This window comes from Streptomyces sp. WM6386 (assembly GCF_000972385.1).
GTDB lineage: Bacteria > Actinomycetota > Actinomycetes > Streptomycetales > Streptomycetaceae > Streptomyces.
Genome location: NZ_JXTE01000055.1, coordinates 1 through 23,961 on the forward strand (window position 1 = coordinate 1; position 23,961 = coordinate 23,961).

Consider the following 23,961-nt stretch of genomic DNA (forward strand, 5'->3'; position numbering starts at 1 on the left):
GGCTGGCGGGGCGGTTCGCGGCGGACGGGTCGCCGGTGGGGGCGCATGACGTGGCGGAGGGGATTCGGGGGGCCTGGAGGGACGTGCGGGCCCGGTAACCGGGCTGCGTACGCCGGTAGCCGGGCTGCGTACGTACGAGTGACCTCCCCGCGTGGTACTCCCTGTCCTCGCGGGGCCCACGTTTCTCTGATCGCATGATCAGCAGACGTATCGCCCGCCGGAGCGTCGCGGCGTTCCTCGTGGCCGCCACCGTGCTGCCCGCCGGAACCGCCTCCGCCGCGCCCCCGCCCCCCGCCCCCGGCTCCGAGGCCGAACTCGTCCCCGGCGAGTACCAGCCCTGGCAGATCGACAGCCCTGACCAGGCCCTCGCGCCGCAGGTGTACGAGCCCAGCGCCCAGGAGGACGCCGTCGAGCCGGCGCAGGCCGCTCCGGGGGCGTACGACCTGGTCGAGTACGTGCCGCTCGCCGACGCCGTCGCCCGGGTCTCGTGCACCACGTCACGCGGGCCCTATCAGCGGCAGATCGAGCGGTGGCTGAAGCTGAAGGTGGACGGGAAGCAGTCGAAGGCCGACTGCAAGGCCATCAGGGCTTTCCAGGTCAAGCAGAAGATCAAGCCCGCCATCGGGTTCGCGGGGCCGATCACCTGGTCCCGGATGCAGTACCTGTCCGCGAAGAAGAACCCCAATGCCGCCAAGAAGTGTCCGGTGCGCACGTACCGCGTCGCCTGCGTCGATCTCGACCGGCAGATCACCTGGGTGCAGAAGGGGAAGAAGGTCGTCTTCGGGCCGGTGCCCATGCGGAGCGGACGGGCCGGGTACAAGACCCGTACGGGCTGGTTCAAGGTCTACTGGAAACACAAGAACCATGTGTCCACGCTCTACCACCAACCCATGCCCTACGCGCAGTTCTTCAGCGGCGGACAGGCCTTCCACGCCGTCTACGGCTCCATCTTCACCACCGTCGGCTCCATGGGCTGCGTCAATCTGCGGATCGGGGACGCGCGCACGCTGTGGGGTGTGCTGAAGAAGGGCGACCGGGTCTATGTCTGGGGGCGGCGACCCGGAGCGTAGGCGTCCGCGGGGACTGTCGGACCCCTCTGAGAGACTGGGGGTGCCATGAGTGAGACACCTGCCCCGCGGAGCACGCCCCTGCGTGCCCGCGCCGAGATCGATCTGGCCGCCCTGCGGGCCAATGTGCGGACCCTGCGCGCCCTCGCGCCGGGCGCGGCCCTGATGGCCGTGGTCAAGTCCGACGCGTACGGCCACGGGGCGGTGCCGTGTGCCCGCGCGGCCGTCGAGGCGGGGGCGACCTGGCTGGGCACGGCGACGCCCGAGGAGGCCTTGGAGCTACGGCACACGGGCCTGCGCGACGTTCGCATCATGTGCTGGCTCTGGACTCCGGGCGGACCCTGGCGGGAAGCCGTCGAGGCCGGTCTCGACGTCTCCGTCAGCGGGATGTGGGCCCTGGAGGAGGTCGTCGCGGCCGCCCGGGAGGCCGGTGCCCCCGCGCGCGTGCAGCTCAAGGCCGACACCGGCCTGGGGCGGAACGGATGCCAGCCGGGGGACGACTGGGCCGAGCTGGTCGCCCACGCCCTGCGCGCCGAGGAAGAAGGCCTCCTGCGCATCACCGGACTCTGGTCGCACTTCGCCTGCGCCGACGAACCCGGGCATCCCTCCATCGCCGCCCAGCTCACCCTGTTCCGCGAGATGGTGTCGTACGCCGAACAGGCCGGGGCCCGTCCCGAGGTGCGGCACATCGCCAACTCACCGGCCACGCTCACGCTTCCCGAGACACATTTCGACCTCGTGCGGACCGGCGTCGCCGTCTACGGCATCTCGCCGAGCCCCGAGCTCGGCAGCCCGGCCGACTTCGGGCTGCGCCCGGTGATGACGCTGAGCGCCTCGGTGGCGCTGGTCAAGCGGGTCCCGGGCGGGCACGGCGTCAGTTACGGCCATCACTACGTCACCCCCGGCGAGACCACCCTCGGCCTGGTGCCCGTCGGCTACGCGGACGGCGTCCCGCGTCACGCCTCCGGCACCGGACCCGTCCTGGTCGGCGGCAAGTGGCGGACCGTCGCGGGACGGATCGCCATGGACCAGTTCGTCGTCGACCTCGGCGGCGACGAGCCCGAGACCGGCTCGGAGGCGATCCTCTTCGGGCCCGGCGACCGCGGTGAGCCCACCGCCGAGGACTGGGCACAGGCGGCCGGGACCATCGCGTACGAAATCGTCACCCGGATCGGAAGCCGCGTTCCCCGCGTCTATGTGAATGAGGGACAACCGGGGTAACCGACCCAGCAGCAAGTGGTGGTCCAGCAGTCCGGCGAAGAGGAGCGGTACGTGAGCGAGAGCAGCGCGGAGGCTGTCGTAGCCGTGGTCTCCGCCACGGGGGCGGCCGGGAACTGGCGCAGGGCGACCGGGATCGCGGGTGCCGCGATAGGCGTGGTCGCGGCGGGAGCGGCGGCCGGTGTCGCCCTCGAGCGGATGACCGTCGGGCGCGGCATGCGGAAGAAGGCGCGGCTCGCGCTCGACTCCGCCGGGCCCTACGGCTCACTGCGCGGCATGCCCGGCAAGGCGTACGCCGACGACGGCACCGAGCTGTACTACGAGGTCGACGACGTGGAGCCGGAGGGCGGGTCCGCCCCGCGCCGGCGCCGGCTCTTCGGACGCAAGGCCCCGCTGCCCGTCACCGTCGTCTTCAGCCACGGCTACTGCCTCAGCCAGGACTCCTGGCACTTCCAGCGGGCAGCACTGCGCGGGGTCGTGCGGACCGTCCACTGGGACCAGCGCAGCCACGGCCGCTCCGCGCGCGGGGTGCAGCAGGTGCAGGACGATGTGCCGGTCAGCATCGACGAGTTGGGGCGCGATCTGAAGGCCGTCATCGACGCCGCCGCGCCCGAGGGGCCGATCGTGCTCGTGGGGCACTCCATGGGCGGGATGACCGTCATGGCGCTCGCCGACGAGTTTCCCGAGCTCATCCGTGAGCGGGTGGTCGCCGTCGCCCTCGTCGGCACGTCGTCGGGGCGGCTCGGCGAGGTCAACTTCGGGCTGCCCGTCGCGGGAGTGAATGCCGTACGACGGATCCTGCCCGGGGTGCTGAAGGCGCTGGGGCAGCGGGCCGAGCTGGTGGAGAAGGGGCGGCAGGCCACCGCCGATCTGTTCGCGGGGATCATCAAGCGGTACTCGTTCGCGAGCCGGGACGTAGACCCGGCCGTCGCCCGGTTCGCCGAGCGGATGATCGAGGGGACGCCGATCGACGTGGTCGCCGAGTTCTATCCGGCGTTCACCGACCACGACAAGACCGAGGCGCTCGCCCACTTCGCGAACCTCCCGGTGCTCGTGCTGGCCGGGATCGGGGACCTCGTCACGCCCAGCGAGCACAGCGAGGCCATCGCCGGGCTGCTGCCGGACGCCGAACTGGTGCTCGTGCCGGACGCCGGGCACCTGGTGATGCTGGAACACCCGGAAGTGGTCACCGACCGCATCGCCGACCTCCTCACCCGCGGAAGAGAAAGGGCGCGAAGCGCGGCCGTATAAGGGTGGTGGTGGGAGACGGGCGGGCGCCGTGCCGGCAGGAGCTACCGTGGGTGGCTATGGAAGCACCAGCAGCACCGCACAACCCGGTTGAGACCGAACTGACCGTCACCTCCCCCGAGCAGATGCGTGAGCTGGGCCTGAAGCTGGCCAAGCTGCTGCGCGCCGGGGATCTCGTGATGCTCAGCGGGGAGCTCGGGGCGGGCAAGACGACGCTGACCCGGGGGCTGGGGGAGGGACTGGGCGTGCGGGGTGCCGTCACGTCCCCGACCTTTGTGATCGCCCGGGTGCACCCGTCCCTCGGCGGCGGTCCGCCGCTCGTCCACGTCGACGCGTACCGCCTGGGCGGCGGGCTCGACGAGATGGAGGACCTCGATCTCGATGTCTCGCTGTCCGACTCGGTGATCGTCGTGGAGTGGGGCGAGGGCAAGGTCGAGGAGCTCACCGACGACCGGCTCCAGGTGCGGATCCACCGTGCCGTCGGGGACACCACCGACGAGGTGCGGCACCTGACGCTGACCGGGCTGGGGGAGCGCTGGGCGGCCGTCGACCTCGGTGTGCTGACCGCCTGAGCCTGCGCGCGCTGGCCGCTTGAGCATCGGTGGATGAATATTCCGACAAGACGTCGGCAAGTTATTGCATTTGCGGTCGTGTGCGTGGTCACATGGTACCCAGTTCGTAGTTAGGTCTACCTAACTACGTCCGCCCCCGGTGCTCAGGAGGCGTCCATGGCGGCCACGGAACGAGACGAGGCGACGCCGCGTGTGGTGTCCGCGGTGCCGGTTCCCATGCGGGACTTGCTGGCGGCCTGTGCTGCGGCGAACGTGATTTCCACGCCGCCGCGGGTGCCTGACCGGGAGGCTGTGCGGTCGTCTGCTGCCGGGCAGCGCAAAGCCGCCTGAGGTTGGTTCTTTGCCTGCGGGCCGGTGGGGGCTGGTCGCGCAGTTCCGCGCCCCTAAAGGGGGCGCTGCCATCGCTCAGCGGATCACTACGACCCGTTGGCCGATCGTCGCGAAGTCCCACATTGCGTTGCCGTCCTCGCGGGACTCGCGGATGCCGCCCGTTTTCGCCGTGGGGTCGTTCTCCGGTGCCGAGCCGTCCACGGCCGCGCTGAAGCCGATCGTGACGCTGTCGACGCTGGTGAAGCGGACGACGTGCTCGATGGGGATGCCGTCGGTGCCGGTGACCGAGTTCGAGCGGGACGTGACGGAGTAGGAGCCCGGGAGCGGGTCGACCGTGCCCGCGGTGACCTTGAAGGTGCGCTGGACCCCGTTGTCCTTGCGGACCAGCCAGACCCGGTCGTCGTCCACCGAGTACACGACCCGTTCACCCTTGCCGGAACCGGCGGGCAGGGCGGTGGGGTGCACCGTGTCGCGGGGCGCCTTCGAGGCGGCGGCCGCGGGCTCGCCGCTTCCGTGCGAGGTGCCGAGCGCGACCGGGGCGCCCGCCGAGGCCTGGTAGGCGAGGACACCCACCGTGATCAGGGCCGCCGTGGTGAGCCCGGTCACAATCCCGGCGCTGGTGCTTGACACGGTCGTCCACCTCGTTGTCGTACGGCGTGATCCTCGGCGACGTTAGCAGTCGGGGGGCCCGCGACCGGGGCGGCGATACGCGCGGCGCGGGAGCCGTAGGCTGTTTGCGTGCTCTTGCTCGCTCTGGATACCGCCACCCCCGCCGTGACCGTCGCGCTGCACGACGGTACGGACGTCGTCGCCTCTTCGAGTCAGGTGGACGCGCGCCGGCACGGCGAGCTGCTGCTGCCGGCCGTCGACCGCGTCCTCGCCGAGGCCGGGCTGAAACTCGACGCCGTCACCGGCATCGTCGTAGGCATCGGGCCCGGCCCCTACACCGGACTGCGCGTCGGACTGATGACCGCCGACACCTTCGGGCTCGCGCTCGGCGTCCCCGTGCACGGTGTGTGCACGCTCGACGGGCTCGCCTACGCCGCCGACATCGAGGAGGGCCCCTTCGTCGTCGCGACCGACGCGCGGCGCAAGGAGGTCTACTGGGCGCGCTACGCCGACTCCCGTACGCGGCTGACCGACCCGGCCGTGGACCGGCCCGCCGAGATCGCCGAGCAGGTCGCGGGTCTGCCCGCCGTCGGGGCCGGTGCGCTGCTCTACCCGGACACCTTCCCGGTCGCGCGCGAGCCCGAGCATGTCTGCGCCGCCGCGCTCGCCGCGCTCGCCGCCGAGAGACTCGCCGCCGGTGCGGAACTCCCCGCCCCGCGGCCGCTGTATCTGCGCCGGCCCGACGCCCAGGTGCCGAAGAACTACAAGGTGGTCACCCCCAAGTGACCTCCGTGCTGCGCGAGATGCGCTGGTGGGACATCGATCCCGTACTGGTGCTGGAGAAGGACCTCTTTCCCGAGGACGCCTGGTCGCGGGGCATGTTCTGGTCCGAGCTGGCCCATGCGCGCGGCGCTTCGGCGACCCGGCGCTATGTCGTCGCCGAGGACGGTGGGCGGCTCGTCGGGTACGCCGGGCTCGCCGCGTCCGGGGACCTCGCGGACGTGCAGACCATCGCCGTCGCCCGCGACCACTGGGGCACCGGACTCGGCGGGCGGCTGCTGACCGAACTCCTGCGTGCGGCCACCGCCTTCGAGTGCGCCCAAGTGATGCTGGAGTGCCGGGTCGACAACGTGCGCGCGCAGAAGCTGTACGAGCGGTACGGCTTCGAGGCGATCGGTTTCCGGCGCGGCTACTACCAGCCCGGCAACGTCGACGCCCTGGTCATGCGACTGACCACGGAATCCAAGGGCGGCTCCGCCGCGGGTTCCACCTCCGAACAAGGAACCGAGATCAATGACTGACGAACCTCTCGTCCTCGGCATCGAGACCTCCTGCGACGAGACCGGCGTCGGTATCGTCCGCGGCACCACCCTGCTCGCGGACGCGATCGCCTCCAGCGTCGACGAGCACGCCCGTTTCGGCGGGGTCGTGCCCGAGGTCGCCTCGCGTGCGCATCTGGAGGCGATGGTGCCGACCATCGAGCGCGCGCTGAAGGAAGCCGGTGTCACGGCGAAGGACCTGGACGGCATCGCGGTGACCGCCGGCCCTGGTCTGGCGGGCGCACTGCTGGTCGGCGTGTCGGCGGCGAAGGCGTACGCCTACGCGCTCGGTAAGCCGCTGTACGGCGTCAACCACCTCGCCTCGCACATCTGCGTGGACCAGCTGGAGCACGGGGCGTTGCCCGAGCCGACGATGGCGCTGCTGGTGTCCGGGGGCCATTCGTCCCTGCTGTTGTCGAGTGACATCACCTCCGATGTGCGGCCCATGGGCGCGACCATCGACGACGCGGCGGGCGAGGCGTTCGACAAGATCGCGCGCGTGCTGAACCTCGGTTTCCCGGGCGGTCCGGTCATCGACCGGTACGCGAAGGAGGGCGACCCGAGCGCGATCGCGTTCCCGCGCGGGCTGACCGGGCCGCGTGACGCGGCGTACGACTTCTCCTTCTCCGGCCTGAAGACCGCCGTGGCCCGTTGGATCGAGGCCAAGCGGGCCGCGGGCGAGGAGGTGCCGGTGCGGGATGTGGCGGCGTCCTTCCAGGAGGCGGTCGTGGACGTGCTGACCCGCAAGGCCGTCCGTGCCTGCAAGGACGAGGGCGTCGACCATCTGATGATCGGCGGCGGTGTCGCCGCCAACTCCCGGCTGCGGGTGCTGGCCCAGGAGCGGTGCGAGGCGGCCGGGATCCGGCTGCGGGTGCCGCGGCCGAAGCTGTGCACGGACAACGGGGCGATGGTGGCCGCGCTGGGCGCGGAGATGGTCGCCCGGAACCGGCCCGCCTCCAGCTGGGACCTGTCGGCGGACTCCTCGCTGCCGGTGACGGATCCGCATGTCCCCGGCCACGACCACGTGCACGAGGTCAGCAAGGAGAATCTGTACTCGTGACGGTCGCGTTGATGTGGGAGGCCCGGGCGGTCGACGGGCGGGGCGACGAGCTGCTCGCCTGGGCGCGGGAACAGCAACTCGCGCCCGCACCCCTGCGCCGGGAGACCCTCCGAGCACCTCAGGACCGGGTGCTCGTCATCACGTGGTGGGACGCGGGACTCGACGCCGAGCTGCCGGAACTGCCCGAGCCGGACGCGGAGTTGGCGAGCCGGGCCGTGCATCGGTGGCGGTTCGAGTCGGTGGGCTCGGAGTAACGGACGCCGGTACGGGCAACGGCGGGTCCTATGCCGACGTGGTCCCGGCGGGGACCTCGTGGCGGGATCCGCCGGGGGAGTACGACAGCTTCCACGGTGCGTCCGTGTCGTATCCCCGCCACAGCACCTTGCCGTTCCTGCGCTCCCACTCGGCGGCCAGCCAGGCCTGGCCCAGCCAGGACAGTGCCGGCCACAGAGGGAGCAGGGCGATCCACGGTTCCCAGCCGACGGCGAGGACGGGCGTGGGGACCGACATCACCGTGAAGAGCCACCAGTTGAGGGGGTGGCGGCGCAGGGAGACGACCTCCGCCGGGGCCGTCTCCAGGGGGACCGCGGCTTCGAAGTCCCGTAGCTCGCCGACCCACTTGAGCCGGGTCGCGCCGAGCAGCGTGAACACCACCGTGAACGCGATCAGGCCGAGGGCGAACCTTCCCGCCCCGTAGGCCGTCATCGGCGCACCGCGTACGCCGCCCGTCACCGCCAGACTGACGGCGAGAGCGGCCAACGCGGTGTACACGGACCGCAGTTCATGGTGGACGTATCGGTCCATGGTGAGCCTCCCCCAGGCGCGGAGGGTCAGGCCGGTCCCGACACCTCCGTCTCGCAGCGCAGTACACGGTCCGGGCCCAGCACCCGTACCGGTCCTGTGAGGTTCAGCCGGGTCGTGTGCCGTACGTCCGTACTGGACGCCGCCAACCGCAGCTCCAGAATGCCCGGTTCGACGACTCGGCGGCGTGAACGATCTGTGAAGGCTGACAGGTCCGTGTGGAAGCGGAAGGACACCCGAGCCGCCTCGCCGGGCGCCAACTCCACGCGCTGGTAACCGACCAGGCGCGTGTCGGGGCGGGTCACCGACGCCACCGGGTCGTGCAGATACAGCTGGACGACCTCGGCGCCCTCGCGGTCACCGGTGTTGCGGACGGTCACGGTCATGTCGTAGGAGCCGTCGGTGCCGATCTCCGTGTCGGCGGCATCGGATTCCCAGGCGAACGACGTGTACGACCTTCCGTGCCCGAACGCGTACAGCGGCGTCGGGTCCAGATTGCTGACATCGCCCGCGAGACCCAGCGGCGGCTGGAGGTAGGTCCACGGCTGGCCGCCGGGTACCTGCGGGACGCTCACCGGGAGCCGGCCCGAGGGGTTGACGCGGCCCGAGAGCACCCCCGCGACCGCCGGGCCACCCTCCTCGCCGGGGAAGAACGCCTGGACCGCGGCGGCGAGCCGGCCGTTCCAGCGGCCCAGCGCGTACGGCCGGCCCGTCAGCAGGACCAGGACGACGGGTACGCCGGTGGCGACCAGGGTGTCCAGCAACTCGCCCTGGACGCCGGGCAGTCGCAGGTCCGTCACATCGCAGCCCTCGCCCGAGGTGCCCCGGCCGAACAGGCCCGCCCGGTCGCCCAGGACCGCCACGCACACATCCGCCTCGGAGGTGCGCGCAACCGCCTCCCCGAAGCCGGAGCGGTCCGGGTCGGAGGTGTCGCAACCGGCCGCGAACGTCACCTTGGCGTCCGGGAGTTCGGTGCGCAGCGCCTCCAGGACGGTCGGGATCTCGACGCCCATGGGCACGTCCGGGTGGTGGGTCAGCACGTGGGAGGGGAAGGAGTAGCAGCCGAGCATGGCCAGCGCGTCCGCCGCCCGTGGGCCCACCACCGCGATCCTCAGGTCGGGGGAGAGCGGCAGGACGCTGTCCGGGTTGTCCAGCAGGACCACCGACTCCTCGGCCAGCCGACGCGCCAGGGCGCGGTTCGCCGTCGAGTCCAGGTCGATCCGGCCGGTCGGCTCGGGGCTCCAGTCCTCGTCGAGCAGCCCCAGCTCGCACTTCTGCAGCAGCACCCGGCGGGCCGCGCGGTCGATCAGCTCCTCGGGAACCTCGCCCGCCCGTACGGCTTCCAGGAGCGGCCTGCCGTAGCACTTCAGGGTGGGCAGCTCGACGTCGAGGCCCGCCGCGAGCGCCGCGTGGCCGGCCTGCGCCTCGGTGCCGGCGACCCGGTGCTGGCTCTGGAGGAAGCCGACGCCGAAGTAGTCCGAGACCACCGTGCCGGTGAAACCCCAGCTCTCGCGCAGGAGTTCGGTCAGCAGACCCGGGTCGGCGGAGGCCGGGACGCCGTCCGTCTCGTTGTACGCCGCCATCACCGAGCGGGCCCCGCCCTCGCGCAACGCCATCTCGAACGGCGGCAGCGTCACGTCGGCGAGCTCCCGGACGCCCGCCCGCACCGGTGCGTGGTTGCGGGCGCCCGCCGAGGAGGCGTACCCGGCGAAGTGCTTGAGGGTGGCGACGATCCCGGTCGACTCCAGCCCTCGGACATAGGCGGCGCCGACCGTACCGACCAGGTACGGGTCCTCGCCGATGGTTTCCTCGACCCGTCCCCAGCGCGGGTCGCGGACGACGTCCAGGACCGGGGCGAGCCCCTGGTGGACGCCGACCGCGCGCAGGTCGCGGCCGATGTGCCCGGCCATCTCCTCGACGAGCGGCGGGTCGAAGCTCGCGCCCCAGGCGAGGGGGACCGGGTAGGCGGTGGCCTGCCAGGCCGTGAAGCCTGCCAGGCACTCCTCGTGGGCGAGTGCCGGGATACCGAAGCGGCCCGCATCCGCGATACGGCGCTGGGCGCGGGCCAGTGCCTGCGCGCCCAGCGCCGGGTCCACGGGGGCGGTGCCGAAGGGGCGGGTCAGCTGTCCGAGGCCCTGGGTGATCAGTTCCTCCCAGTCGTAGTCGGCGCTCATCTCGCTCTGCAGCGGGGCGACCCCGTCGCCGTCCGTCTCGGCGCCCACCCACACGCCGTAGAGCTGGGCGGTCTTCTCCTGAAGGGTCATCCGGGAGAGAAGGTCGTCGACGCGGGCGGCGGCGGGCAGGGCGCGGTCACGCCAGGGGGCGGTGGTCATGAAACTCCTGTCAGGGTGAAGGCCCTCACGAATGTCCCTAATCGAATGCGCCTAACGAATGTTTCGAAATGCATGCCGAATGTTTTGGGAACCTAGGCGGGTCGGAAGGGTTCGTCAAGAGGTCGTGCAGGGATACGATCGCCGCCATGACACCCCCGGAGCCCGCTGAATCCCGGGCGACAGCCCCAGCAACCGGCCGCTCGTCGCAGACCGCGACGCTCGCCGAGATCGCCCGCGAGGCCGGCGTCTCGGCGCCGACTGTTTCGAAGGTGCTGAACGGCCGCGCCGACGTCGCCCCGGCGACCCGCACCCGCGTGGAGGATCTGCTGCGCGCCCACGGCTACCGCCGACGGCGGGCCGAGGCGAGCCGTTCGCCCCTGATCGACCTGGTCTTCCACGAACTGGAGAGCGCCTGGGCGATGGAGGTCATCCGGGGCGTGGAGAACGTCGCCCGGGACGCCGGGCTGAGCGTGGTGCTCAGCGAGAGCGCGGGGCGGCTCACGCCCGGGCGGACCTGGGCCGATCAGGTCGCCGCCCGGCGGCCGCACGGGGTGATCCTCGTGCTGTCCGGGCTCGACGAGTCCCAGCGCGCGCTGCTCACCAGCCGGTCGATCCCGTTCGTCGTCATGGACCCGGCCGGCGACCCCGGTGCCGACGTGCCCTCCATCGGCGCCACCAACTGGCAGGGCGGGCTCGCCGCCACCCGGCATCTCGTCGACCTCGGACACACCCGGATCGGCGCGATCAGCGGGCCCTCCCGGATGATGTGCAGCCGCGCCCGCATCGACGGCTACCGGGCCGCCCTGGAGACCGCCGGGCTGCCGGTCGACCCCGCGCTCATCAAGAACGGTGACTTCCATCACGAGGCCGGCTACCGGCAGGGTCTGGAGCTGCTGCGACGCCCCGACCGGCCGACCGCCGTCTTCGCCGGGAACGACCTCCAGGCGCTCGGGCTGTACGAGGCCGCGCGCGAGCTGGGGCTCAGGATCCCGGAGGACCTGAGCGTGGTCGGGTTCGACGATCTGCCCGTCGCGCCCTGGGTCGGGCCGCCGCTGACGACCGTACGGCAGCCGCTGACCGAGATGGCCGAGGCGGCGGCCAAGCTGGTGCTCGATCTGGCGCGTGAGGAGGGCTCTCCGGCGGCCACTCGGGTGGAGCTGGCGACGAGCCTGGTGGTGCGCAGCAGTACCGCCGGGCCGCCGCTGGCCGGAAGTTGACGTATTGACGGGTGGGGCCGTCACCCCCACACTCCTCCGAAGTCAATCGGCTGCACGACCGAAACTTTCGGAGGCACCCGCAGTGAGATCCTCCAGAACTTCGCTACGTGTACGACTCGCCGCTCTGCTGGCCGGAGCGGCCACCGTCGCCACCCTGGTGACCGCCGGCGCGACCACCGCGCACGCCGCCGACACCCCGCTGCGCGACCTCGCGGCAGCCAAGGGCAAGGCCATGGGTACGGCGGTCACCGGCTCCAAACTGACCGGGACCTACGGTGACATCGCCGGGGCTCAGTTCAACTGGCTGACCCCCGGCAACGCCATGAAGTGGGGCTCGGTCGAGCCGACCCGGGGGAACTTCAACTGGGCGGAGGCGGACCAGATCGTCGCCTTCGCCGAGGCCCACGATCAGGAGGTGCGCGGCCACACCCTGGTCTGGCACAGCCAGAACCCGAGCTGGCTGACGAACGGCACCTGGACGTCGGCCCAGCTGAGCACGCTGCTGAACGACCACATCGCCACCGAGGTCGGCCGCTACAAGGGCCGCCTCGCCGCCTGGGACGTCGTCAACGAGCCGTTCAACGAGGACGGCACCTACCGCCAGACCCTCTGGTACAACGGCCTCGGCACCGGCTACATCGCCCAGGCCCTCACCGCCGCCCGCGCCGCCGACCCGGCCGCCAAGCTGTACATCAACGACTACAACGTCGAGGGCGTCAACGCGAAGAGCACCGCCCTCTACAACCTGGTCAAGTCGCTGAAGGAGCAGGGCGTCCCGATCGACGGCGTCGGTCTTCAGGCCCACCTCATCCTCGGCCAGGTGCCGTCCACGCTCCAGCAGAACATCCAGCGCTTCGCCGACCTCGGTGTCGACGTGGCCATCACCGAGCTCGACATCCGGATGACGCTGCCGTCGGACAGCGCAAAGCTCGCCCAGCAGAAGGCCGACTACAAGGCGGTCACCGCCGCCTGTGTGGCGGTCGCGCGCTGCGTCAACCTCACCGTCTGGGGCTTCACCGACTCGGACTCCTGGGTGGAGAGCACCTTCCCGGGGCAGGGCGCGGCGACGCCCTACGACGCGAACTACGCGCCGAAACCGGCGTACTACGGGATCGCGGAGGCGCTCGGGGGTACGACCACGCCTCCGCCGACCGGCGCCTGCACAGCGTCGTACAGCGTGCAGAGCCAGTGGAACACCGGGTTCACCGGGAACGTGACGATCTCCTGCTCGGGCGCCGCGCTGTCGTCCTGGAAGGTGGGCTGGACGTACGGGGCGGGCCAGCAGGTCACGCAGGCCTGGAACGCGACCTGCACCCAGTCCGGCGCGGCGGTCAGCTGCGCCAACGCCTCCTACAACGGGACCGTGCCGGACGGCGGCTCGGTGACCTTCGGCTTCAACGGGTCATGGAGCGGGAGCAACCCGGTGCCGACCGTGACGCTGGGCTGAGAAAGGTGAGATTTTCCGAAGAAAGGCGGCTTGAGCAGCGCCCTTGTAATAATTCGGACTTACGTTCCTCTCCGTGAGCGGAGACGACGAAGGCAGACGAGTGGGCCGGCGGTCGCGTGCACTGAAGGCCGCCGGCCTCACTCTCGCCGGCGTACTGGTGGTGGGCGCCGCCACGGGTGGCTGGCTGTACTGGCACCTCAACGACAACATCAAGAGCGTCGACATCGACAACGCGCTCGGCGACGACCGTCCGGCGAAGCCGGTGACGACACCTTCGCCGGCGGCGTCCGCTTCCGCCTCCCCGCTGCCCTCCGAGGCCCTGAACATCCTCGTCCTGGGCTCCGACTCGCGCAGTGGCAAGGAGAACAAGGAACTCGGCGGCGGCGACAGCTCCGGCGCCCGGTCCGACACGGCGATGGTCGTGCACATCGACGCCGGCCGCACCGAGGCGACAGTGGTCAGCATCCCGCGCGACACACTCGTCACCCGCCCGTCGTGTCCCCTGGACGACGGAGGCTCCACGGCGGTGGCCTACAACGCGATGTTCAACAGCGCGTACTCCGTCGGCGGTCCCGTCTGCGCGGTCAAGGCCGTCGAGTCGATCACGGACGTCCGCATGGACCACTACATCGAGATCGACTTCTCGGGCTTCGCGAAGCTGGTGAACGCCCTCGGCGGCGTGACCGTGACGACGGACGAGGACATCGACGACTCCAGCAGCCACCTGACCCTGAAGGCCGGCACCCACCACCTGAACGGCAAGCAGGCCCTCGCGCTCGCCCGCACCCGGCACGGCATAGGCGACGGCAGCGATCTCGGCCGGATAGGCCTCCAGCAGAAGCTGGTGAAGGCGCTCCTCGAGCAGATCTCCTCGACCGATCTGCTCACCAGCCCGACCAAGCTCTACGAGGTCGCCGACGCGATCACCGGCAGCCTCACCACCGACACCGGACTCGACTCGCTGAGCGAGCTGATGAGCCTGGGCCAGAGTCTGAAGGGGCTGTCGGCGGACCAGGTGAAGACGGTGACGATGCCGGTGGTGCCGGCTCCCTCGGACGCCAACCGGGTGGTGGCGCAGGAGCCGGAGGCGAGCGAGTTGTGGAAGTCGCTGCGCTGAGCGGCGTACAACCTCGATCCCCATCCGTGACTCGAAGCTCAACCTTCGGGGCGATGCCCCCGAGTTGACGGTTCCCGTCGGCGCTTGAGCTTCGGGGGTCGGGATTCGAGACCCTTTTTGTAAGGAACGGGTGGGTGGCTCAACCCACCCACCCTCCCAAGTCGCCTTGCTGGCCAGGCGAGATGACTTTTCGTGATCGGGCCGCGGCGGATTGTTGCGGGCGTGTAGCGCGCGCCACGAAAAGCATCGACCCCCGTGGGTGTTAGCGCACCACGCGGGGGTCTCACCACCAGATCGAAGAGGACTCGATCCAATGGCTACCGCCCAGCTTAGTGCTGCCCCGCGTCCGTCCGCCCACCCGAAGGCCAATCCCGGCTACGGAAAGAAGCCCGCGCCGGACCAGGAGCCCCGCAGCGGACGCGACTTCACCCACCTCCCCACCCGCGAGGCATCGATCGCCGCCTACCTCGACCGGCTCGACGAGGGGGCGGACATCTCCGTCAAGACGCTCGCCAAGCATCTCCCGTACGGCCAGTGCGCCATCGGCACCGCCCTCAACAACCTCTCCGCCGCCGGTCATCTGCGCCGCGTACGGCGCCCGGTCACCGTCGACGGCTGCCCCCGCTGGGTGTGGCACACGTTCTTCTCCCGCACCGCACGCGACGACGCCTGGTGGGGCGCCTTCCTCGCCGGTGAGGCGCCGGTCACCAGGCTCTCGCCGGAGGCGGTGCGCTCGGCGGCGTTCGACGTGCTCGCCCGGCTCGGGCGGATCGACGCCCGGCTGACGCTCTCGGCGGGGGAGTGCGGGGCGTTGGAGGAGAGCGCGGCGGAATGGTTCGCGCGGGGCGCGAGCGAGGCGCAGCTGGTGCAGTCGGTGGTGGCCGGGCTTCCGAAGCGGGTGGAGTACGCGTACGGCTTCGTACGGGCCCGGCTTCTGGAGAAGCTGCCGCCCGCGCCGGAGCCCGTGCAGCGAGATCGCTACGAGGTGGTGTGCACCGCGTGCGGAGAGCCGGACCAGGGCGGTGGCGGTATGCGTGGCGGGCTGTGCGCGGGCTGCCGGGGTGGACGGCCCGGTCTCGCGGCCGACCGGGTCCAGGCTCATGCAGGGCGGCGGCTGCGAGCAGCCCTGCGCACTGGACGTCGTAGGGAGGAAGGAGAAGGCGTATGACGACCTTGCAGCACGGACCGCCCCTGATCGGGGCAGGATGGAGGGGAGGAGGCGACGCCATGACCCCCAGGACATCCGACCGTCCGCAGATGCTCGTCGAGGAATTCGAGGAGCTCGCCCGTCACGCGCCGGAGTCGGCGCGACTGGAGTTCCTGCACGGAAAGATCGGGGTCAAGCCCATGCCGGACGGCAATCACGGTTCGATTGTGGTGTGGCTCCTGAAGCGGTGCATGCAGCTGCGTCCCGATCTGGAGCTCTATCCGGAGCAGGGACTGAAGGTCGAGGCCTACCGCAAGGGCCGGGCCAGGCCGGATGCGAGTCTTGTGCCTGAGGGCTACTTCGTCGGCAAGGGTGAGTGGTCGGAGCCCGACGGCGTCCTGATGGTCGTCGAGGTCACCTCTCATGACCGGGACGCCGATCAGCGCGACCGAATCGAAAAGCCGGAGGGCTTTGCGGCCTCAGGCATCCCCGTCTATCTCCTCGTCGATCGGGACCTGGACAGCGTGACCGTCCACGCCGACCCCGAAGGCGGTGTCTACCGGTCCGTGACCACCCGGGCCTTCGGGTCCGTGATCGAACTGCCGGACCCGGTCGGGATCACTCTGGACACCGAGAAGCTCAAGGACTTCGCCGACTGACGGTCTCGTAAAAGATCTTCGAGAAATTTCGGCGTGGGTGTCGACCCCGGTGTCTCCCGATCGACGCATGGTTGAGCGGCCGGAACCAAGCCCCGGCCCCGACCCAAGGAGCCCCAGATGCCCCGCTACCTCTCCCTCGTGCAGATCGACGAGTCCAACGCCCCCGCCGAAGGCCCCAGCCCCGAGCTGATGGAACGGATGGGTGCGCTGATCGAGGAGATCACCAAGGCCGGTGTCATGCTCGACACCGCCGGTCTGACCCCGTCCTCGCAGGGCACCCGCGTGCACTGGGAGGACGGGAAGATCTCCGTCACCGACGGGCCCTTCACCGAGGCCAAGGAGGTCGTCGGTGGGTACGCGCTCATGCAGTGCAAGGACAAGGCCGAGGCCATCGAGTGGACCAAGCGGTTCCTCCAGGTCCACGAGGAGTACTGGACGGTGACCTGCGAGGTGCGGGAGATCGCGGAGGGCTGAGCGGCTGTCCTTGGCCGTACGCCGGGAGGGGTGTTGCATGGGGGGCTGTGAGCCCACAGTCCTCCAGCGACCCCCGCGGCACCGTCGAGACGGTGTTCCGCATGGAGTCCCCGCGCATCATCGCCGGCGTCACCCGCATCGTCCGGGACGTCGGCATCGCCGAGGAACTCGCCCAGGACGCCCTGGTCGCCGCCCTGGAGCAGTGGCCGCGCGACGGTGTCCCCGGCAACCCGGGCGCCTGGCTCATGACCACTGCCCGGCGCCGCGCCGTCGACCTGGTCCGGCGCCGCGAGAACTACGCCCGCAAGCTCCAGGAGATCGGCCGCTCCCTGGAGACGACGGCCCCGCCGGAGGAACCGGCCGACCCCGAGGACATCGGCGACGACCTGCTCCGCCTGGTCTTCACCACCTGCCACCCGGTGCTCTCCGCCGAGGCCCGTATCGCCCTGACCCTGCGGCTGCTCGGCGGCCTCACCACCGCCGAGATCGCCCGCGCGTTCCTCGTCCCGGAGCCGACGATCGCCCAGCGCATCGTCCGGGCGAAACGCACCCTCGCGACGAAGAACGTCGCCTTCGAAGTGCCCTACGGCTCCGAGCGCGAGGCCCGCCTGGGAGACGTCCTCGACGTCATCTACCTCGTCTTCAACGAGGGTTACGCCGCCACCGCGGGCGACGACTGGCTGCGCCCCGGCCTCTGCGAGGATGCCCTCCGCCTGGCCCGCGTCCTGGCCGCGCTGATGCCGAAGGAACCGGAGGTGCACGCCCTCGCCGCACTCCTGGAGTTCCAGGCGTCCCGCACCGCCGCCCGCACCGGCCCGGCCGGCGAGCCGGTCCTCCTGGAGGACCAGAACCGCCGCCGCTGGAACCGCATGCTCATCGCCCGCGGCATCAACGCCCTCGGCCGCGCCGACGCCACCCGCACCGGCGCCCCCGGCCCGTACGCCCTCCAGGCCGCCATCGCCGCCTGCCACGCGCACGCGTACACCTACGAGGAGACCGACTGGCCGAGCATCGCGACCCTCTACGGGCTGCTCGCCGCCCGCGCCCCCTCCCCGGTCGTCGAGCTCAACCGCGCGGTCGCCGTGTCGATGGCCGAGGGCCCCGGACCGGCCCTGGCGATCGTCGACACCCTGACCGGCGAACCCGCCCTGCGCGACTACCACTTGCTGCCGAGCGTCCGCGGCGACCTGCTGGCCCGGCTGGGGCGTACGGCAGAGGCGCGGGCGGAGTTCGAGCGGGCGGCGGGGCTGACGCGCAACGGCCGGGAGCGGGAGCTGCTGGAGGCGAGGCTGCGGTCACTGTAGGCGCGCGGGGGCGCCGATCAGCATCGTCGGTGCCCCGGCGACCCGGGTCAGGAACACGGTCGTCGAGTTCGGCCCCTGCGGCTTCACCTTCCTGCGCAGCTCCTCCGGCTCCACGGCCGACCCCCGCTTCTTCACGGTCAGGATGCCGACCTCGCGCTCCCGCAGCAGCGCCTTCAACTTCTTGACGTTGAAGGGGAGTTGGTCGGTGATCTCGTACGCCGTCGCATACGGGGTCACGTGCAGCTCGTCGGCGGTGATGTAGGCGATCGTCGCGTCGATCAGCCCGCCCTCCAGGTCCTCGGCCACCTCGGCGACCAGGTGGGCGCGGATGACGGCGCCGTCGGGCTCGTACAAGTACCGCCCGACGGGGCGGACTTCGGGGTCGGGCAGCATGGTGTCGGGGGAGGCCCGGATACCGGCCTCCGAGGGCAGCAGGACGGCCCGCCGCGCCCCGGGCGTACGGCCCGTGCCGAACCACAGCACGGCTTCCTTCACATCCCCACGGTCCGAGATCCACTCGGCCTCGGCCTCGGCGGGGATCGCCTCGTGCGGGATGCCCGGCGCGATCTTCAGCACGCCGATCGGTGCCTTGAGCGCGGCGGACACGGCCCAGGACAGGGGCGGGGAGTAGGCCTCGGGGTCGAAGATGCGCCCACGGCCGCCGCGTCGGCCCGGATCCACGAACACGGCGTCGTACTCGGCCGTGTCCACTTCCGTGACGTCCGCCTCGCGCACCTCGATCAGATGGGCGAGCCCGAGCGCATCGGCGTTGGCGCGAGCCACGGCACAGGTCAGCGGATCCCGGTCGACGGCCAGGACGCGGATCCCGGCGCGGGCGAAGGCGATCGCGTCCCCGCCGATCCCGCAGCACAGGTCGGCGACGGACCGCACGCCCATCGCCTGGAAGCACTCGGCGCGATACGTCGCCACACTCGCCCGCGTCGACTGCTCGACCCCGTTCGGCGTGAAGAACATCCGTCCCGCGTCCTCGGCCCCGAACTTCACCGCCGCCCGCTGCCGCAGCCGGGCCTGGCCGAGCGCGGCCGACACCAGCTCCGCGGGGTGCTCGCGGCGCAGCCGGGTGGCGACGGCGAGTTCGTCGGCGGGGGCGGTGTCGCGCACCGTGTCGAGGAGGGCGCGGCCCTCGGGGGTGAGGAGGGGAGCGAGGTCGTTCACCGGGACATTGTGGGCCAGTCGGTGGACGGCCCGCCTCCGGCGGCGGTGTCGGCCCGGGAGCAGGGCGGTGACCTGCGAGGATCCGGCGCCATGGGATCAGTAGGACAAAATGATAAAAGTCGGGTGATGCGTGCTCCTCGGGCCCGTGTCGGGATCGCCGTGCTCGTCGCCGTCGCCGTCGCCGTCGCCGTCATCGCCTCGGGCTGCGCGCAGGGTGAGAGCGCCGAGGTGCGTCCGGCGCGTCCGGCGCTCGGTCAGCAGCTCCTGAAGGCGGCTCCGGCCCGTGCCCTGGACTCGTACGCCACGAAGCTCCACGCCTACGCGAAGGTCGCGAAACGCTGGGGTCTGGCCGGAGTCCCGCTGGCGCCCCCCGCGCCGCCCGCGAAGAAGCCGAGGATCACGACCCGCAGGGGCTTCGAGGTGGACGGCCACGAGGAGAAGGGTCTCCCGCCGGTCTTCACCACGATCCCGACCACGGAGAAGATCGTCTTCCTCACCATCGACGACGGCGCCGAGAAGGACCCGGCGTTCCTGCGGATGATGAGCGAGCTGAAGATCCCGTACACCGCCTTCCTCAGCGACTACCTGGTCAAGGGCGACTACGGCTACTTCAAGAACATGCAGGACGCAGGGGTCGGACTGAACAACCACACGCTTCACCACCCCTACCTGCCGGGACTGTCCTACGCCCGCCAGAAGCACGAGATCTGCGGCATGCAGGACATCATCGAGAAGCGCTACGGCAAGCGCCCCACCCTCTTCCGCCCGCCCTTCGGCAACTACAACGAGGCCACGCTGCGCGCCGCGAAGTCCTGCGGGGTGAAGTACGCGCCGATCTGGAACGAGGAGGTCTTCGTCGACCGCTGGGACTACCGCGAGTGGGACCGGAAGATCCGCCCGGGTGACATCGTGCTGAGTCACTTCCGCGGCCGGGCGGAGTGGAAGGGCACTATGTCCGACATGATCCGGCGGTTCCTGAACAAGGTCACGGCCGAGGGGTACGCGGTGGCCCGCCTCGAGGACTACCTGTGAGTTCGCGTGGACCGGCTGCCGCGGCACTGGCGGCGGTCATGCTGCTCGCCGGCTGCGCCCGGTCCGTCGACCCCGTCGAGCGGCTGGGCAAGGGCGGTTCGTACGGCGCGACGGCGACGGGGTCCGGGACGGGTCCGCCGTCCGTCGTGAGGCGGGCCCCCACCTCCGACAAGGTCGTCTTCCTGACCTACGACGACGGCGCGGAGAAGGACCCGCGCTTCGTCGAGCTGGTCCGTGAACGGCGGCTGCCCGTCAGTATGTTCCTCACCGACAGCGTCGTCGGCCCCGGGTACGGGCACTTCGCCCGTCTCCAGTCGGTTGGCGCCTCGATCCAGAACCACACCCTCGACCACACCGCCCTGCGCGGTCTGCCGTACGCCGGGCAGCGCGCCGAGATCTGCGGCCAGCAGGACAAACTCAAGTCCCGCTTCGGCATCCGCCCCCACCTGTTCCGCCCGCCCTACGGCACATACGACACGACCACCCTGCGCGCCGCCGCCGACTGCGGAGTCGCGGCGGTCGTGCTGTGGCGGGCGTCGATGGGGGACGAGCGGCTGACCTACCCGACGGGAGAGCGCCGCCTGCTCCCCGGCGACATCATCTCCGTGGCATCGATCGGGACGACGGGGCTGACGCTGGTGGCGCGCACGGAGCGGCTGCTGGGGGAGATCCGGAGGGCGGGGCTGAGGGTGGGGCGGCTGGAGGACTACCTGTAGGGGCACCCGTGGGGATGCCTGTGGGGGTGCTCGTACCGGTGTCTTCGGTCCGCCGCGCCGCAGTGAATTGGCACTCCGCTTGACCGAGTGCTAATCGCAGTCATAGTCTCGGGTCTGGCACTCCCCCCTGGAGAGTGCCAGTAGCGACGGGCAGGTCCGGCACCCGCGACGACGGATCCACCTGGTCGCCACCTCAGACAGTTAACCCCGTGAGATCTCCGAAGGGGGAGGTCGGATCGTGACGACCACCAGCTCCAAGGTTGCCATCAAGCCGCTCGAGGACCGCATTGTGGTCCAGCCGCTCGACGCCGAGCAGACCACCGCCTCTGGCCTGGTCATTCCGGACACGGCCAAGGAGAAGCCCCAGGAGGGCGTCGTCCTGGCCGTGGGCCCGGGCCGCTTCGAGAACGGCGAGCGTCTGCCGCTCGACGTCAAGACCGGCGACATCGTGCTGTACAGCAAGTACGGCGGCACCGAGGTGAAGTACAACGGCGAGGAGTACCTCGTCCTCTCGGCTCGCGACGTGCTCGCGATCATCGAGAAGTAATTCACCCGCTTCCTCACCGAAGCACATTGCATGTGAGCTGCGCCCCTGGCCCCCGCGACCATTAATCAGCCGGGCGTCGGGGGCGCAGTTCGTTTCACCCACGTTTTCCGAGAGGGCTGAACCGCTCCCATGGCGAAGATCCTGAAGTTCGACGAGGACGCCCGTCGCGCCCTCGAGCGCGGCGTCAACAAGCTTGCCGACACGGTCAAGGTGACGATCGGCCCCAAGGGCCGCAACGTCGTCATCGACAAGAAGTTCGGCGCCCCCACCATCACCAACGACGGTGTCACGATCGCCCGCGAGGTCGAGCTCGACGACCCGTACGAGAACCTCGGCGCCCAGCTGGTGAAGGAGGTGGCGACCAAGACCAACGACATCGCGGGTGACGGTACGACCACCGCCACCGTGCTGGCCCAGGCGCTGGTCCGCGAGGGCCTGAAGAACGTCGCCGCGGGTGCCTCCCCGGCGCTGCTGAAGAAGGGCATCGACGCGGCCGTCGCCGCGGTCTCCGAGGAGCTCCTCGCGACCGCCCGCCCGATCGAGGACAAGGCGGACATCGCCGCCGTCGCCGCGCTGTCCGCCCAGGACACCCAGGTCGGCGAGCTCATCGCCGAGGCGATGGACAAGGTCGGCAAGGACGGTGTCATCACCGTCGAGGAGTCCAACACCTTCGGTCTGGAGTTGGACTTCACCGAGGGCATGGCCTTCGACAAGGGCTACCTGTCGCCGTACTTCGTGACGGACCAGGAGCGTATGGAGGCCGTCCTCGACGACCCGTACATCCTGATCAACCAGGGCAAGATCTCCTCGATCCAGGACCTGCTGCCGCTCCTTGAGAAGGTCATCCAGGGCGGTGCCTCCAAGCCGCTGCTGATCATCGCCGAGGACGTCGAGGGCGAGGCCCTCTCCACCCTGGTCGTGAACAAGATCCGCGGCACCTTCAACGCGGTCGCGGTCAAGGCCCCCGGCTTCGGCGATCGCCGCAAGGCGATGCTGCAGGACCTCGCGGTCCTCACCGGCGCCACGGTCATCTCCGAGGAGGTCGGCCTCAAGCTCGACCAGGCCGGTCTGGACGTGCTGGGCTCCGCCCGTCGCGTGACGATCACCAAGGACGACACCACGGTCGTCGACGGTGCCGGTGACTCCGCGGACGTCACGGGCCGCGTCGCCCAGATCAAGGCCGAGATCGAGAACACGGACTCCGACTGGGACCGCGAGAAGCTCCAGGAGCGCCTCGCGAAGCTGGCCGGCGGCGTGTGCGTGATCAAGGTCGGCGCCGCCACCGAGGTGGAGCTGAAGGAGAAGAAGCACCGTCTGGAGGACGCCATCTCCGCGACCCGCGCCGCGGTCGAGGAGGGCATCGTCTCCGGTGGTGGCTCCGCTCTGGTCCACGCCGCCAAGGTTCTCGAGGGCGGTCTGGACAAGACCGGCGACGAGGCCACCGGTGTCGCGGTCGTCCGCAAGGCCGTCGTCGAGCCGCTGCGCTGGATCGCCGAGAACGCCGGCCTGGAGGGCTACGTCATCACCTCCAAGGTCGCCGAGCTCGACAAGGGCCAGGGCTTCAACGCCGCCACCGGCGAGTACGGCGACCTGGTCAAGGCCGGCGTCATCGACCCGGTCAAGGTCACCCGTTCCGCCCTGGAGAACGCCGCCTCCATCGCCTCCCTCCTCCTGACGACCGAGACCCTGGTCGTCGAGAAGAAGGAAGAGGAGGAGCCGGCCGCGGGCCACGGCCACGGTCACTCCCACTGAGCTCAGTAGCTCGTAGCTCGTAGAAGGCCCGGCCCCCAGAGGGGAGCCGGGCCTTCGCCTTGCTGTCGCCCTACTGCTCCAGGTCATCCAGCGCACCCAACTGCGCCATCAGACCCAGCCGGTCGTACTGCCACCATCCCTCGGCGATCTTCCCGTCCGCCGTGCACCGATGGATGGTGGTCCCGGTCATGGAGGCCCGCTTCCCGCTGGCCGGAATCCCCATGAAGTCACCGACATGGGTCCCGTTCCAGGTCCACCGGGTGCACACCCGGTCACCCTGGGCGATCTGCTCATGGACGGTGAACCCGAAGTCGAACGCTCCCCGCCACATCTCGACCTCGCCCCGGATCGCATCGAGCCCGATGACGTCCTGCTCGTTCGCGGGATCGTGATCGTGGTAGTCCTCGACGAGCAGATCGTTGAGCGGCGGAAGCTCACCCGGCCCGGCCAGCGTCTCGAAGAACCGCCGCGCGGTGGCCGCGTACAGCTGCTCGTCCCGCACCACGTCGAGATCGGTGAAGGTAGGCATCTCGTCGCAGAGAGCGACCATTTCCTGGAACACCTTGTCGGTCTCCGGCAGATTGGAGTTCCGCATCGCGTCGTCGTACGACGAGAACTCCACGATCTCGATGAAGTGCGACCCGTCCGACCGGTCCTTCCCGATCACACTGTGCGTCGCCGTCCGTCTCCCCTTGGTCTGCTCGACCCATGTGTCCATCAGCCGGTTCATCTCGTCGAAGCGGCTGGTCTTGCAGTCGATGAGCTGTACGAAGGTCATGACACCGTCGCCTCCGGCCCCCCTGGGTCCGGTTGTAC

Annotated in this window: 23 protein-coding genes and 1 pseudogene; 19 read left to right on the forward strand and 5 right to left on the reverse strand. The window is 70.6% G+C overall.

The window, feature by feature from the left end:
* The first annotated feature begins 194 nt into the window (after window positions 1–194).
* The 4 genes and pseudogenes from TN53_RS28640 to tsaE all read left to right on the forward strand — a co-directional run bounded on the left by TN53_RS28640 (window position 195) and on the right by tsaE (window position 4,105).
* A complete protein-coding gene (locus TN53_RS28640; RefSeq protein WP_046261592.1) occupies window positions 195–1,070 on the forward strand; it encodes a L,D-transpeptidase family protein in 876 nt (291 codons plus the stop codon).
* 45 nt (window positions 1,071–1,115) lie between these two features.
* Window positions 1,116–2,288, forward strand: a complete 1,173-nt coding sequence (alr, locus tag TN53_RS28645; protein WP_046261593.1) for an alanine racemase — start codon at window positions 1,116–1,118, stop codon at window positions 2,286–2,288.
* Between the two features lie 51 nt (window positions 2,289–2,339).
* A pseudogene (locus TN53_RS28650) lies at window positions 2,340–3,627 on the forward strand (alpha/beta fold hydrolase).
* The gene (tsaE, locus tag TN53_RS28655) at window positions 3,593–4,105 is read left to right on the forward strand and encodes a tRNA (adenosine(37)-N6)-threonylcarbamoyltransferase complex ATPase subunit type 1 TsaE (RefSeq protein ID WP_046261594.1); all 513 of its coding nucleotides are present in this window, start codon (window positions 3,593–3,595) and stop codon (window positions 4,103–4,105) included. Before TN53_RS28650 ends, tsaE begins: the two are co-directional and overlap by 35 nt.
* Window positions 4,106–4,510: 405 nt before the next feature.
* Here tsaE and TN53_RS28660 read toward each other — a convergent pair whose 3' ends face one another.
* Window positions 4,511–5,065 (reverse strand): hypothetical protein, encoded by a 555-nt coding sequence (locus TN53_RS28660; RefSeq protein ID WP_095046788.1) that lies wholly within the window; start codon window positions 5,063–5,065, stop codon window positions 4,511–4,513.
* A 108-nt stretch (window positions 5,066–5,173) separates the two neighbouring features.
* Here TN53_RS28660 and tsaB point away from each other — a divergent pair, with 108 nt between their 5' ends.
* The 4 genes from tsaB to TN53_RS28680 are packed head-to-tail and all read left to right on the forward strand — an operon-like array spanning window position 5,174 to window position 7,677.
* Complete coding sequence (gene tsaB / locus TN53_RS28665; protein WP_046261596.1) at window positions 5,174–5,830, forward strand: tRNA (adenosine(37)-N6)-threonylcarbamoyltransferase complex dimerization subunit type 1 TsaB; 657 nt, start codon at window positions 5,174–5,176, stop codon at window positions 5,828–5,830.
* Window positions 5,831–5,847: 17 nt separating this feature from the next.
* The gene (rimI, locus tag TN53_RS28670) at window positions 5,848–6,345 is read left to right on the forward strand and encodes a ribosomal protein S18-alanine N-acetyltransferase (protein WP_046261639.1); all 498 of its coding nucleotides are present in this window, start codon (window positions 5,848–5,850) and stop codon (window positions 6,343–6,345) included.
* Window positions 6,338–7,423 carry a tRNA (adenosine(37)-N6)-threonylcarbamoyltransferase complex transferase subunit TsaD gene (tsaD, locus tag TN53_RS28675; protein ID WP_046261597.1) on the forward strand — a complete coding sequence of 362 codons (1,086 nt, stop codon included), beginning with the start codon at window positions 6,338–6,340 and terminating at the stop codon, window positions 7,421–7,423. Before rimI ends, tsaD begins: the two co-directional genes overlap by 8 nt.
* Window positions 7,420–7,677 (forward strand): hypothetical protein, encoded by a 258-nt coding sequence (locus TN53_RS28680; protein ID WP_046261598.1) that lies wholly within the window; start codon window positions 7,420–7,422, stop codon window positions 7,675–7,677. The genes tsaD and TN53_RS28680 overlap by 4 nt, the downstream gene beginning before the upstream one ends.
* Before the next feature lie 28 nt (window positions 7,678–7,705).
* Here the strand turns inward: TN53_RS28680 and TN53_RS28685 are convergent, their stop codons facing one another.
* Both TN53_RS28685 and TN53_RS28690 read right to left on the reverse strand, forming a co-directional pair.
* The gene (locus TN53_RS28685) at window positions 7,706–8,227 is read right to left on the reverse strand and encodes a hypothetical protein (RefSeq protein ID WP_046261599.1); all 522 of its coding nucleotides are present in this window, start codon (window positions 8,225–8,227) and stop codon (window positions 7,706–7,708) included.
* A 26-nt stretch (window positions 8,228–8,253) separates the two neighbouring features.
* Entirely contained in the window at window positions 8,254–10,557 is a 2,304-nt protein-coding gene (locus tag TN53_RS28690) for a glycoside hydrolase family 3 N-terminal domain-containing protein (RefSeq protein ID WP_046261600.1), read from the reverse strand.
* A gap of 146 nt (window positions 10,558–10,703) precedes the next feature.
* Between TN53_RS28690 and TN53_RS28695 the strand changes: the two genes are divergently transcribed.
* From TN53_RS28695 to TN53_RS28725, 7 genes are all read left to right on the forward strand, one after another.
* A complete protein-coding gene (locus TN53_RS28695) occupies window positions 10,704–11,774 on the forward strand; it encodes a LacI family DNA-binding transcriptional regulator (RefSeq protein ID WP_046261601.1) in 1,071 nt (356 codons plus the stop codon).
* Between the two features lie 82 nt (window positions 11,775–11,856).
* Window positions 11,857–13,221 carry an endo-1,4-beta-xylanase gene (locus TN53_RS28700; protein WP_046261602.1) on the forward strand — a complete coding sequence of 455 codons (1,365 nt, stop codon included), beginning with the start codon at window positions 11,857–11,859 and terminating at the stop codon, window positions 13,219–13,221.
* A gap of 73 nt (window positions 13,222–13,294) precedes the next feature.
* Window positions 13,295–14,338, forward strand: a complete 1,044-nt coding sequence (locus TN53_RS28705; RefSeq protein ID WP_046261603.1) for an LCP family protein — start codon at window positions 13,295–13,297, stop codon at window positions 14,336–14,338.
* 313 nt (window positions 14,339–14,651) lie between these two features.
* A complete protein-coding gene (locus TN53_RS28710) occupies window positions 14,652–15,506 on the forward strand; it encodes a hypothetical protein (RefSeq protein WP_046261604.1) in 855 nt (284 codons plus the stop codon).
* 59 nt (window positions 15,507–15,565) lie between these two features.
* A complete protein-coding gene (locus TN53_RS28715) occupies window positions 15,566–16,144 on the forward strand; it encodes a Uma2 family endonuclease (protein ID WP_046261605.1) in 579 nt (192 codons plus the stop codon).
* Between the two features lie 117 nt (window positions 16,145–16,261).
* Window positions 16,262–16,618, forward strand: a complete 357-nt coding sequence (locus TN53_RS28720; RefSeq protein WP_046261606.1) for a YciI family protein — start codon at window positions 16,262–16,264, stop codon at window positions 16,616–16,618.
* A 101-nt stretch (window positions 16,619–16,719) separates the two neighbouring features.
* On the forward strand, window positions 16,720–17,922 hold the full coding sequence (locus tag TN53_RS28725) for an RNA polymerase sigma factor (protein ID WP_095046791.1): 1,203 nt from the start codon (window positions 16,720–16,722) through the stop codon (window positions 17,920–17,922).
* On the opposite strand, the gene TN53_RS28730 is transcribed toward TN53_RS28725, so the two are convergent.
* Complete coding sequence (locus tag TN53_RS28730) at window positions 17,914–19,098, reverse strand: class I SAM-dependent methyltransferase (protein WP_046261608.1); 1,185 nt, start codon at window positions 19,096–19,098, stop codon at window positions 17,914–17,916. The two genes, TN53_RS28725 and TN53_RS28730, sit on opposite strands and share 9 nt — an antisense overlap.
* Window positions 19,099–19,224: 126 nt before the next feature.
* Between TN53_RS28730 and TN53_RS28735 the strand changes: the two genes are divergently transcribed.
* From TN53_RS28735 to groL, 4 genes are all read left to right on the forward strand, one after another.
* Window positions 19,225–20,130 (forward strand): polysaccharide deacetylase family protein, encoded by a 906-nt coding sequence (locus TN53_RS28735; protein ID WP_046261609.1) that lies wholly within the window; start codon window positions 19,225–19,227, stop codon window positions 20,128–20,130.
* Complete coding sequence (locus TN53_RS28740) at window positions 20,127–20,846, forward strand: polysaccharide deacetylase family protein (protein WP_420719134.1); 720 nt, start codon at window positions 20,127–20,129, stop codon at window positions 20,844–20,846. The genes TN53_RS28735 and TN53_RS28740 overlap by 4 nt, the downstream gene beginning before the upstream one ends.
* Window positions 20,847–21,084: 238 nt before the next feature.
* Complete coding sequence (gene groES / locus TN53_RS28745) at window positions 21,085–21,393, forward strand: co-chaperone GroES (protein ID WP_003998759.1); 309 nt, start codon at window positions 21,085–21,087, stop codon at window positions 21,391–21,393.
* A gap of 129 nt (window positions 21,394–21,522) precedes the next feature.
* Entirely contained in the window at window positions 21,523–23,145 is a 1,623-nt protein-coding gene (groL, locus tag TN53_RS28750) for a chaperonin GroEL (protein WP_046261610.1), read from the forward strand.
* Window positions 23,146–23,215: 70 nt separating this feature from the next.
* On the opposite strand, the gene TN53_RS28755 is transcribed toward groL, so the two are convergent.
* Window positions 23,216–23,923: an ester cyclase gene (locus tag TN53_RS28755; protein ID WP_046261611.1), complete on the reverse strand. Its 708-nt coding sequence runs from the start codon at window positions 23,921–23,923 to the stop codon at window positions 23,216–23,218.
* Window positions 23,924–23,961: the final 38 nt, after the last annotated feature.